Annotated in this window: 11 protein-coding genes and 2 tRNA genes; 7 read left to right on the top strand and 6 right to left on the bottom strand. The window is 69.6% G+C overall.

The window, feature by feature from the left end; translation table 11 throughout:
• The first annotated feature begins 142 nt into the window (after positions 1-142).
• Both D7Y13_RS30420 and D7Y13_RS30415 read left to right on the top strand, forming a co-directional pair.
• Entirely contained in the window at positions 143-403 is a 261-nt protein-coding gene (locus D7Y13_RS30420) for a DUF2795 domain-containing protein (RefSeq protein ID WP_120531811.1), read from the top strand.
• Between the two features lie 148 nt (positions 404-551).
• Positions 552-1709, top strand: coding sequence for a sensor histidine kinase (locus D7Y13_RS30415; RefSeq protein WP_120630855.1), 1158 nt, complete (start codon positions 552-554; stop codon positions 1707-1709).
• Here the strand turns inward: D7Y13_RS30415 and D7Y13_RS30410 are convergent.
• A complete protein-coding gene (locus D7Y13_RS30410) occupies positions 1681-2262 on the bottom strand; it encodes a hypothetical protein (protein ID WP_120531813.1) in 582 nt (193 codons plus the stop codon). The genes D7Y13_RS30415 and D7Y13_RS30410 overlap by 29 nt on opposite strands.
• Positions 2263-2334: 72 nt before the next feature.
• Between D7Y13_RS30410 and D7Y13_RS30405 the strand changes: the two genes are divergently transcribed.
• A complete protein-coding gene (locus D7Y13_RS30405; protein WP_199732694.1) occupies positions 2335-3300 on the top strand; it encodes a response regulator in 966 nt (321 codons plus the stop codon).
• Positions 3301-3456: 156 nt separating this feature from the next.
• Here the strand turns inward: D7Y13_RS30405 and D7Y13_RS30400 are convergent.
• From D7Y13_RS30400 to gltX, 4 genes are all read right to left on the bottom strand, one after another.
• Positions 3457-3528 (bottom strand) — tRNA-Glu (locus D7Y13_RS30400).
• 76 nt (positions 3529-3604) lie between these two features.
• Positions 3605-3675 (bottom strand) — tRNA-Gln (locus tag D7Y13_RS30395).
• Positions 3676-3736: 61 nt separating this feature from the next.
• Positions 3737-4144, bottom strand: coding sequence for a hypothetical protein (locus tag D7Y13_RS30390; RefSeq protein ID WP_120531815.1), 408 nt, complete (start codon positions 4142-4144; stop codon positions 3737-3739).
• Positions 4145-4190: 46 nt separating this feature from the next.
• Positions 4191-5633, bottom strand: coding sequence for a glutamate--tRNA ligase (gene gltX, locus D7Y13_RS30385; RefSeq protein WP_120531816.1), 1443 nt, complete (start codon positions 5631-5633; stop codon positions 4191-4193).
• Positions 5634-5722: 89 nt separating this feature from the next.
• On the opposite strand from gltX, the gene D7Y13_RS30380 reads away from it, so the two are divergent.
• From D7Y13_RS30380 to D7Y13_RS30365, 4 genes are read left to right on the top strand one after another with little or no spacing between them, the layout of a single operon-like run.
• The gene (locus D7Y13_RS30380; RefSeq protein WP_120531817.1) at positions 5723-6310 is read left to right on the top strand and encodes a hypothetical protein; all 588 of its coding nucleotides are present in this window, start codon (positions 5723-5725) and stop codon (positions 6308-6310) included.
• Positions 6310-7206: a myxosortase-dependent metalloprotease, MXAN_2677/MXAN_2678 family gene (locus tag D7Y13_RS30375; RefSeq protein WP_120582749.1), complete on the top strand. Its 897-nt coding sequence runs from the start codon at positions 6310-6312 to the stop codon at positions 7204-7206. Before D7Y13_RS30380 ends, D7Y13_RS30375 begins: the two co-directional genes overlap by 1 nt.
• Positions 7203-8180, top strand: coding sequence for a myxosortase-dependent metalloprotease, MXAN_2677/MXAN_2678 family (locus D7Y13_RS30370; protein WP_120582748.1), 978 nt, complete (start codon positions 7203-7205; stop codon positions 8178-8180). Before D7Y13_RS30375 ends, D7Y13_RS30370 begins: the two co-directional genes overlap by 4 nt.
• Positions 8181-8189: 9 nt before the next feature.
• Positions 8190-8909 (top strand): HAD family hydrolase, encoded by a 720-nt coding sequence (locus D7Y13_RS30365; protein ID WP_120582762.1) that lies wholly within the window; start codon positions 8190-8192, stop codon positions 8907-8909.
• Positions 8910-8937: 28 nt separating this feature from the next.
• Here D7Y13_RS30365 and D7Y13_RS30360 read toward each other — a convergent pair whose 3' ends face one another.
• On the bottom strand, positions 8938-10992 hold the full coding sequence (locus D7Y13_RS30360; protein WP_120531821.1) for a protein kinase domain-containing protein: 2055 nt from the start codon (positions 10990-10992) through the stop codon (positions 8938-8940).
• Positions 10993-11265: the final 273 nt, after the last annotated feature.

Here is an 11265-nt window from a genome sequence, read left to right as displayed (position 1 = left end):
ACGGTGGCATGCCCGCGCTGAAGTGGCCACCCGGGGGGATGTGGGTGGGAAGGGCTTGCTCGCCTGACTCCCTTCGGATGGCGAAAAAAGATCGGCAGGCGACCCGGTTCGCTGCTTAACTTCTTAGCCAATGAACGACGACATGACTCGTGAGCGCCTGGGACTTGGACTGCGGGAAGTGGAGCCTTCGCCGGTTCCATTGGTTCCGTCGGTGTCCCTGGCGCACTCGCTGCAGCAGGCGCTTCAAGGCGCGGTGTTCCCGCTCACTGCCGAACAGTTGACGTGGGTGGCGCGCGAGAATGAGGCGCCGTCGCACGTGGTGTCGCTGCTGGGCGCGCTGCCTCGGGGACGTTTCCCCTCGGTGGAGACCGTGGCCCACGCCCTCGAGGACACCGCCGCCTGAAGTCGGGGGTTGCCCCCGGATTGCCGCTCAACGCTCCCTTCCGGCCCTGGGTAGAAGGTACCCACGGGCGCGCGGTCGGATGGGCGCGTTATCTTCGGCGCGACCAGCCTGCCTTCCGGATGAGGAAGCCACGGTCTGGAGGAGCTCCATGAACGCCTCGGACCTGCCCGCCGTGCTGTACGTGGACGACGACGCCCTCAACCTGAGGGTGTTCGACGCCAACTTCGGGCAGAAGTTTCGCATCTTCCGGTGCTCGTCCCCCAACGAGGCCCTGGCGCTGCTGGAGCAGCGGCGCGGGGAGATTGGCGTGGTGCTGTCGGACCAGCGCATGCCGGGGATGACGGGCGTGGAACTGCTGGAGCGCGCCCGCACCATCGCGCCGGACGCCAAGCGCATGCTCGTCACGGCCTACGCGGACATGCAGGCCGTCATCGACGCGGTGAACCGCGGACAGGTGACGCGCTACTTCGTCAAGCCGTGGGACCGCGCGGAGCTGCTGGCGGCGCTGGAGGACGCGCTCAAGATTGCCCGGCTGGAGCTGCGCATCCGCGAGGTGGAAGGCCGGATGATGAAGTCCGAGCGTCTGGCCACGCTGGGGCAGGTGACCGCGGGCATCGCGCACGAACTCATGGGCCCGGTGGGCTACCTCACGCAGAACGTGACCTCGCTCCAGCGCGACATGCAGCCGGTGGTGCAGTACGTGTCGCGCCACCTGGCGACGGATCCGGATGACGAAGTGTCCTCCACCATCGAGGACCTGCCGTCGCTCATCAAGGACCTGTCGGACGGCGCGGGCCACCTGCGTGAGGTGGCGCTGGGCCTGCGCACGCAGGCGCGCGGCGAGGACCTGGAGACCACCGCGGACGTGGCCGAAGTGGTGTCCTTCGCGGTGAAGCTGGCGCGGGCGGAAGTGAGGGACCGGGCGCGGCTGTCGAGCAGCGGTGACCCCGTGCGCATCATCTTCGGGCCGGTGAAGCTGTGCCAGGTGCTGCTCAACCTCATCGTCAACGCGGCCCAGGCCATGGAGGGCACGGGCCGCACGGGCCGCATCGACGTGCGGTGGGCGGCGACCGAGTCGGACGTGGTGCTGTCGGTGGTGGACAACGGGTGCGGCATCCCCACCGCGTTGCAGGAGCGCGTGTTCCAGCCGCTCTTCACCACCAAGCCCGTGGGCATCGGCACGGGCCTGGGCCTGTCCATCTGCCGGGAGCTGGTGACGCAGTTCGGAGGCCAGCTCCGCCTGACGTCCACGCCGGGCGAGGGCACCGAAATCGAGCTCACCTTCCGGCGAGCCCCGCCCCCTTGAGCCCGAAGGCGTTGTGCAGGAGGCGCCACACCCGGTGAAGGGTTTCACCTTCCTGGGGCCGCACGTCCCGCACCAACAGTGCGCGTCGGGGTGCTTCCAGGGGCCCGTACTCCACCACGAGTGAATAGCGTCCGCCCGGCGGCTGGACGATGTGCACCGCCCGCACGTCGTCGAAGGGCAGCGTCTCCGTGCGTGCGGCCCCTGGGGCCCACGCGAGCGTCTCCAGGCGCAGCGACTCCGTCTTGAAGTGCAGGACGAAGCGGCGGCGCTTGAGCCGCGCCTCCAGCACGAGCGCGCCGAAGACGAGCGCCCCCGCCAGGACGAGCGGCAGGGTCGCGGCGACGCCGGGGACGCGGGATGAATCCAGCACGAGCATCACCGTGCCCAGGGCGGCGCTCACCCCGGCCAGGCCCAGGCACAGCGATGGCAGGACCCGCAGCGTCCAGGGCGGCGGCAGCGACTCGCCCACCAGCCGACCCCCGTCGTAGAACAACCGCACGTCCCCCAGCAGGGGTGGCACCCGGTTCTCCCGGAGCGCGTCTTCGAAGCTCACTGCGCGAGCATAGACACGCTGGCCTCTTCCCACCCTCGAAGTTGGACGTGAGCTGTGCGATCCTCCCAATTCATGGATCTCCCGTTCGAGACCGGTGAAGGTGAAGGGGAAGGGCGGGGGACGCTCGCCTCGAAGGTGCTGCTGGTGGATGACGAGCCCGTGGTGCTCGACATCTGCGTGCGCCTTCTGGGGCGTGAGGCGGACCTCGTCGTGTTCCCGGTGGGCAGTGCGGAAGAGGCGCTCACCCTCTTGAGGGACCAGCGCATCGACGTGCTGGTGACGGACAAGAACCTGCCCGGCATGGGCGGGGTGGAGCTCATCTCGGAGGCGCGCCGGATGCAGCCCGCGCTGGAGGCGGTGATGATCACCGCGTACGCCAGCTCCGAGTCCGTCATCGCCGCGTTCGCCGCCGGGGCCAGCGACTACATCCTCAAGCCCTTCGACGACCTGCGCGTGCTGCGCGCCAAGGTGCGCGCCGCGCTGGAGCGCCGCACCGAACGCGTGCGCACGCGCAACGGCGCCCGCGAAGTCGCCCGTCAGGCGGCGGCGCTGCTGGACGCGGGCCGAGACGCGCCGGAGCCCGCGCACGTGGCGCTGGAGACGGAGCTGCGCGCCTACGAAGAGATGGTGCGCATGGTCCAGCACGGCAGCGTCGCGGTGGTGGGCAGCAGCGAGGCCGTGAGGGTGCTGAAGGAAGCGCGCTTCGAGGTGGTGGAGCTGCCGCCGTATTCGCCCCAGTTGGACGGCGCGGACGTGGTGGTGGTGGAGACCGGGGATCCGCAGTGGCGCACGCTGGCGGAGCGCCTCCAGGGGGGCTCTTCCGACGTGGTGCTCCTGGCCGGCGCGGACGCCGACCTGAGCGACCTGCTGGAGGCCATCACCCTGCGCATGGACCTGGTGGGCTACGGACAGGCCAACGCCACCCGCATCCTCCCGGAGAAGGTGCGCATGCTGCTGATGCGCCGGAGCATCCAGCGCGCCCAGGAGCGGCTCACCGCGGCGCTGGACACCTTCCGTCAGAGCATCACGTCCGCCTGAGCAGCGGGACGAACCGGGGAGCGCGGAAGGCCCACGGGCTTCCGCATCCCTCCGAAGCCGCATGCGGAGGCCCGAACAGGGCAGGGCGCGGGGCGCCACCTCATGCCCGCAAAAGCGAAACGCCCACCTTCTTTTCAGAAGGTGGGCGTCTCTGTGTGACCCTGCCGGGATTCGAACCCGAGTTTGAGCCGTGAGAGGGCTCCGTCCTAACCACTAGACGACAGGGCCGGCTTTCCTACAACCGCGCCTTTGATGCCGACGCTTCCTACACTTTCTGGTTGCTGACGTCAACCAGGAACTTCAGCTGGGGAACTAGGATTCGAACCTAGATAAGCAGAGTCAGAGTCTGCTGTCCTACCGTTAGACGATTCCCCAAAGACCTGCGGGACCTGCTGCTGCGGGCGCTTCTACTACCCAACTCTCTGCTCGACTTCAACTACTTCGTTTTCCTGACCGGCTTCGCATCTTTCTTCGCCGGCTTCGCCGCCCCCTGCAGCGGGACGACGTAGATGCGAACCTCTTCGTTCGCTTCGTAGATGTTCAACCCTTCGAAGTTCTTCCCCGACGGGTTGGTGATGTGCACGGCCTTCACGCCCGGCTGGTTGACGATCGATCGCCTCGGGTAGCTCGAGGATGGATAGACGGTCTTGTAGTAGTCGAGCGTCGCCTCGAAATCGCGCGATGCCCGGTACCGGTTCTCGCCCACCTTCTGGGCACCATCCGGGAGTTGGGCGCCGTTCACGACTTCGGCGCCCGACGCCGCCGCCCAGAGGGCCAGCAGCACCGCCCCGAGCGGGCGCGCCTTATAGAAATGGGGTCGCAGGCTGTCAAGCGGTCGCGTCATCGCCGGCCAAGATAGGGCCCGGCGACGCCCGCGTCCACCGTCAATCTCACCCGCCGCGCGCGAGCGCCGCGTCGATGCGCCGGAGGGCTTCGTCACGCCCCGCGAAGAGCAGCGTTTCGCCGATGCCGGGGCTGGTGGTGTTGCCGGTGATGGCGACGCGCAGGGGCTGGGCCACCTTGCCCATGCCCACGCTCGCGGTTTCGCTCACCGTCTTCACCACGCCATCCAGCAGCTCCACCGTCCAGGCAGGCAGCGCCACCAGCCGCTCCCGGGCCTGCCGCAGGAGGCCCAGCGAGTCCCCGCTCAGGTGCTTGGCCGCGGCCTTCTCATCCAGCGTCACGCCGGCGCGGAAGTAGATGGACGCGGTGTTCGCCATCTCCTCCAGCGTCTGCGAGCGCTCGCGCAGCGCGATCACCATCGGCTCCAGCCGCGAGTCGCCCCGGGCCTGGAAGCCGCGGGCCTCCAGGAAGGGCAACAGCCGCTCCGCGATGAGGGCCGCCGGCAGGCGCTTGAGCCACTCCTGGTTGAACCACTTGAGCTTGACCGGATCCCACACGCCGGAGGTGCTGCCCACGCCGTCGAAGTCGAACCACTCCACCATCTGCTCGCGGGAGATGACCTCGTCGTTGCCGTGGCTCCAGCCCAGGCGGATGACGAAGTTGAGCAGGCCCTCCGGCAGGATGCCGGTGCGCGCGTGGAGCATCACGTCCGCCTCCGGGTGCTTGCGCTTGGAGAGCTTCTCGCGGTCCGGCCCCAGGATGAGCGGCAGGTGCGCGAACTCCGGCGGCGTCCACCCCAGCGCCTGGTACAGCATCAGCTGCGGGAAGGTGGAGTTGATGTGCTCCTGGCCGCGCGCCACCAGGGAGATCTCCATCAGGTGGTCGTCGATGACGCAGCCGTAGTTGTAGAGCGGGATGCCGTCCGCGCGCATCATGACCCAGTCGTCCAGGTCCGAGTACGGCTTGGTGATGACGCCCAGGACCTTGTCGTCGTACGACACCTTTCCGTCGCCCGTGGGCATGCGGAAGCGGATGACCGCGTCCTCCAGCTTCTTGCCCTCAGGCGGGGCCTTCAGCTCGTAACAGGTGCCCTCGTAGCGGTAGGCGCGCTTCTCCTTGTCCGCCACCTCGCGCCGCGCGGCGATCTCCTCGCGGGTGCAGTAGCAGCGAAAGGCCTTGCCCTGGGAGATGAGCTGGTCGGCGTGGGCGCGGTAGGTGTCCAGCCGCTGGGTCTGGAAGTAGGGGCCATAGGCGCCTTCCTTGCCGGGGCCCTCGTCCCAGTCCAGGCCCAGCCAGTTCAGGCCGTCCAGGATGGCCTTGACGGACTCCGGGGTGGAGCGCTCCTGGTCCGTGTCTTCGATGCGCAGGATGAAGGTGCCGCCGTAACGCCGCGCGTAGAGGTAGTTGAAGAGCGCGGTGCGGGCACCTCCGATGTGGAGGTATCCAGTAGGTGACGGAGCGAAGCGGACGCGGGGTTTGGACGGGGCCATAGGACAGGCGCGCGATAGCAGGAGCGGTGCATGAGGGTCAACGCAAGCCGCCCTCTTGGAGTTAGGCTTCGAAGCCAAGGAGACTTCACATGTCGATTCGACACGCAGTTCGCACGCTGGTGCTGGCCGCCCTGCTCGGGGGGCTTCCGGCGGGGGCCACGACGATGCTTCGCGCGGACCTTCCCCAGATGGCGCAGGCGTCCGACGCGGTGGTGCAGGGGGTCGTGCGGCGCGTGCAGAGCCGCTGGAGCGGGGACAACCGGCGCATCGTCACCGACGTGGAGATCGAAGTCACCGAGTCGCTCAAGGGCACGCCCGCCGGCACGGTGCTCGTCACCCAGCCGGGCGGACGCGTGGGCGACATCGGGCAGGTGGTGAGTGGCCTGGCGACGTTCTCCGAGGGCGAGGAGGTCGTCGTCTTCCTGGAGAAGAAGGGCGCGTCCGCGTTCCAACTGGCGGGCATGGCGCAGGGCAAGTACCAGGTGCAGCGCTCCGGCTCCGAGCCGCGCGCGATGGCGGTGCCGGCGTCCACCGGGGACGCGGTGCTCATCGATCCCCAGACGCGGCAGGAGACCGTGTCGAACGCGAAGCCGGTGACGCTCGCGCAGCTCAAGTCGTCCATCCGCGCGGCGCTCCAGGCACAGCAGGTCGCGCCCTCGAAGAAGGGAACGAAGTGATGGGCGCGCTCGCGTCGTGGGTGGTGTTGGCGGTGGCGCTGGGACAGAGCTCCGCACCGTACGTGCGCAGCCGGGTGTCACCCGGGGATGACACCACGCAGTGCCTGTACTGGACGCAGACGCGCGTCGTCTGGCAGCAGAGCACCGTGGGCAACCAGAAGGTGACGAACCACACGGAGTTCCAGGCCATCACGGACTCGTTCAAGAGCTGGCAGGACGTCTTCGCCAGCTGCGGCAACCTGACCCTGGCGGAGGGGCCGCGCGTGGACAGCCGGACGGTGGGCTACGCGCGCACCGGGGACAACATCAACCTCATCCTCTTCCGCACCCGCGCCTGTCGGGACGTGGTGGACGCCAGTGACGCGTGCTTCGCGGCGGACACCTGCGCGAACACCTACGACTGCTGGGACGACAGCGCGGGCACCATCGCCATCACGCTGACGACCTACGATGAGCGCACCGGCATCGTCTACGACTCCGACATCTCCTTCAACGCCGCGAGCTTCAACTTCACCACCGGCAATGGCGGGCCGTGCGGCATCGTGTCCAGCCCGGGCTGCGTGGACACGGACGTGCAGAACACGGCCACGCACGAGGTGGGCCACTTCGTGGGCCTGGACCACACGCTGGCGACGGGCTCCACGATGAACCCCAGCGCCCCGCCGGGAGAGGTGTCCAAGCGCAACATCGACACCGGCTCGCAGTCCTTCGTGTGCGCCGCGTACCCCAAGGGCAGCGCGAGCAAGCCGTGCTTCCCGGTGCCGGACACCGGTGGGAACGGCGACGACGATGATGATGGCGACGGCTGCTCCGCGGCGGCGGGGGGGCTGGCCGCGCTGCCGCTGCTGGCCGCCGCGTCGCTCCTCGCGCGCCGCCGTCGCCGGGGTGCGAGGTGAGTCGTCGCCTCCTGCTCCTGGTGGTGCTCCTGGGCGCGGGGGCGGCGCAAGCGCAGCAGGACTACAAGCGCACGCTCGTGCCGGGCCGGCCGCTGTGTCTCGTGTGGCCGGGGCGTGACTACGTCTACCACCTGGACGCGGCCGGCAGCACGCGCACGCCCGACGCCACGGAGTTCGCCGCCATCGAGGCCGCGTTCGACGCGTGGCGGGCGCTGTCCTCGACGTGCAGCGACTTCCGCTTCATCCGGGGGAAGGACTGGCAACAGAAGGTGGACGTCGGCTACGACCAGGAGCACCCCTTCGACAACTACAACGTCATCACGTTCCGCGAGCGCAACTGCCAGGACGTCGCCCCCGCGGACGACGCGTGCTGGCAGGAGGAGACGTGCGGCAACGTCTACCAGTGCTGGGCGCACGGGGGCGCCACCATCGGGCTCACCACGTCGTCGTTCAGCTTCAAGGACGGGCGCGTGGTGGACTCGGACATCGAGCTCAACGCGGCGGAGTCCGAATGGGGAGGCCCCGCCTTCCTCTTCACCACCGTCAACGGTCCGCCGTGCGGTGAGGGCGGGCCCGCCACCACCTGCGTCGCCACGGACGTGCAGAACACGATGACGCACGAGATTGGCCACGTCGTCGGCCTGGACCACGTCTTCTCCGAGGGCTCCACCATGGAGGCCACGGCCTCCCAGGGGGAGACCTCCAAGCGCGTCATCGACGCGGGCTCCGCCTCCGGCTTCTGTTCGACCTATCCGCGCGGCCTGCCGCCCACCCAGTGCCGCATCCCGGAGGATCCGGGCCTCAAGCTGGTGGCGGAAGGGAAGGGCTCCGGCTGCGGGGCTACGACCGGAGGGCCGGCCTTGGCCGCCCTGCTGCTCTGGACCGCGGGGCTCCTGCGGCGACGTGGGAGCGGGCGGAAAATGGGCCTGGCTTCCAGCTCGCCCCAGGCTGTCCCGGACCGGCGGCGCGGTTAGACTGTGGCCGTGGCCGTCGCCTTCTTCGACCTGGACCGGACGCTGCTCGCCGCCAACTCCGCGTCGCTGTGGGTGCGGCGCGAGCTGGCGCTGGGCCACATCTCCCGGTGGCAGGCCCTGCGCGCCAGCGTGCTGCTGGCGCGCTATCACCTGGGCTTCGTGGCCATGGAGGACGTGCTCCTGCGGGCCACCGCGCTGCTCACGGGTTCGAACGCGCGCGAGCTGGAGCTGCGCTCCGGGGACTTCTACGGAGAGCTGGTGCGGGGCCGGTACCGGCCGGGCGGCCTGCTCGCGCTGGAGGCCCACCGGCAGGCCGGCGACCGGCTGGTGCTCCTGACAGCCTCCTCCAGCTACCTGTCCGACCTGGTGGGGCGCGAGCTGCGCCTGGACGGCGTGCTGTGCAACCGCTTCGAGGTGGACGCGGCGGGGTTCCATACCGGGCGGCCGCTGGGCCCCATCTGTTACGGCGAGGGCAAGCGCTACTACGCGGAGGCCACCGCGAAGGAGGCGGGCGTGCCCTTGTCCGCGTGCTCCTTCTACACGGACTCGTACACGGACCTGCCGGTGCTGGAGGTGGTGGGGCGCCCGGTGGTGGTGAACCCCGACCACCGCCTGCGACGCGCAGCCCGGCGGCGCGGCTGGCCGGTGGTGGACTGGGGCGTGCCTCCGGGAGGCACCGCCCCGTCCGTCCCGCCCTCGCCGCCGCTGCTGCCCTCCACCGGTCCCTGAGCTTCGGGCCGCGGCGGAGGACGCTGCCTCAGCGCTTCGGGGCGACCAGGCGCATGGTGAACGTGTAGTCCACGTTCACCGGACGGCCCTGGTACTCAATGGGCTTGTAGGTGCGCGACAGGAGCGAATCGAGCACCGCGCGCTCCATGTGCTCCACCATCTTCAGGACGCGGCAGTTCTCCACGCGGCCCTTGGTGGTGATGGTGCAGCGCACCGCCACGAGCCCTTCCGACTTGGTGGCGAGGGCTTCGCGCGAGTAGGCCAGGGCACGGCCTTCCTCCAGCATCACCGGGCGCTCCATGGACTCGTTGAACGGGAGGACGGCGTCGGCCCGGACGGGGGCCAGGGCTCCGGTTGTCAGCGAGGGCACCGCGAGGCTGCCCGCCGCGCTCACCTGCACCGTCGCGGCGGACGCGCCCAGCGCCCCCGCGGACTTGTCGCTCGCCGTGGCGGGCACGGCGGAGGTCGCGGACGGATTCGCCTGCATCATCACCGGCGCGGCCATTCCACCCGGCGTCACCGGGGCCACGTTCTCGAAGTCCTCGGGGGTGGAGGCGTTGGCCAGCTCCACGCGGCTGGGCCGTTCGGATCCGCCCCGGCGCTTCGTCATCTTCTGCGACAGCACCACCTCACCGGAGCCGCCGGTGATGACCGTCTCCGTCTGGTAGCCCTCCAGCACGAACGACAGCTCCGCGGTGATGCTGCCCTCGCTGCCCAGGGGCAGCTCCAGGGTGAACGGCGTCGCTCCCCGCTCCTTGCCCTTGTAGAAGACGCGCGCGCCGGAAGGCTGGCTCATCAGCTTGAAGCGCACCTTGCCCGCGGTTGCGGTCGCCGGAGCCTCCGCCACCTGCGCCGGCTGCGTGGGCGCGGTCGCCTGCGCCACCGGCTGCGCGGGCGTGTCCTCCGCGCCCCCGCGCAGGAAGAACAGCGTCGCGCCGACGAGGCCTGCCACCACCACGCCACCGACGAGGCCGCCCATCAGGAGCGTGCGCTGGCGGGCGCGCTGCACGTCGCGCGGCACCTCCACGCTGATGTCCACCGCGAGCCCGTCGTTGCCGTCGTGGTTGCCCACGTTGGCGAAGATGGGGGACGCGTAGGGGCCCGTCGTCGGCGGAGAGGGGTAGGGGCCCGTGGTGCTCGCGCCGCCCATCCGGCGGAACACGCCGCTGTTGCCGCCCGCGGACATGTGCGCCTCGCGCAGGCCCTCCAGCAGCTCGTCCATCGTCTGGAAGCGCCGGGCAGGTTCCTTTTCCAGACAGCGGCGCACCACCATCTCGATTTCCGGCGGCACCGCGAGGTCCGGGCGCACGGCCTGGAACGTGGGAGGCGGCTCCTTGTAGTGGGCGAAGATGAGCTCGATGTGGTCGCGCGCGATGAACGGCGGGCGGCCCATCAGCATCTGGAACAGCATGATGCCCAGCGAGTACACGTCGCTGCGCGCGTCCGCCACGTTGCGCGCCTGCTCGGGCGCCATGTACATCGGCGAGCCCAGGAACGTGCCGTTCTGGGTGATCTCCGGACCGACGGGCCCCTCCTGCGGCGCCACCGACTTCACGAGCCCGAAGTCCAGGACCTTCACGAGCTCCTGATCCGACTCGCTGAGGATCATGATGTTCGCGGGCTTCAGGTCGCGGTGGATGATGCCCAGGCTGTGCGCCTCGCGCAGCGAGCGGCACACCTGCTGCGCGACGGACACCGCGCGCGTCCACGGCAGCGGGCCCACCTGGCCGAGCACCTGGGCGAGCGTGCGGCCCTCCAGATACTCCATCGCGATGTAGTAGATGCCGTCGTCCGTCTGCCCGTAGTCGATGACGGTGACGGTGTTCGGATGTCGCAGCTTGGACGTCAGCGACGCTTCACGCAGGAAGCGCTTCTGGAAGCCCGGGTCGCGGCTGCTCGGGAAGTTGGGGTTGAGCACCTTGAGCGCCACCACGCGCTCCAGGGGGGCCTGCAGGGCGCGGTACACCTTGCCCATGCCGCCCACGCCCAGGGGCTCCAGAATGCTGAAGCGGCCGTTCAACGTCCGGCCGATGAGCGGATCCGTTCCCGGGGCTTCTGGGCTCGGGGAATCGCTCTTGATCATTCGTGTCCCCTGGATGCTTGCAGCATGGTTTCTCCGGCAATCACGACAGATCCTCATCCAATCACAGTTTGACGGTCGGGCGCACGCCAAGGGGGTCCAGAATCCACCACGTCGGGGCAACACCGACCCGGCGCTTCGGGGCAGCCCGGATGGGGGCAACTTCCGGCTGCCCCGCATTGCGTTGGACGGGCTTCCCGGATTACGGTTTTTCTCCCTGCCCTCCTCGTGGTGGGCGGAGTTCCCTGATGGCCGAAACCCCCAGAACCCCAGTCC

The organism is Corallococcus praedator (genome assembly GCF_003612125.1).
Classification (GTDB): domain Bacteria; phylum Myxococcota; class Myxococcia; order Myxococcales; family Myxococcaceae; genus Corallococcus; species Corallococcus praedator.
This window is presented reverse-complemented; position numbering and strand designations above follow the sequence as displayed.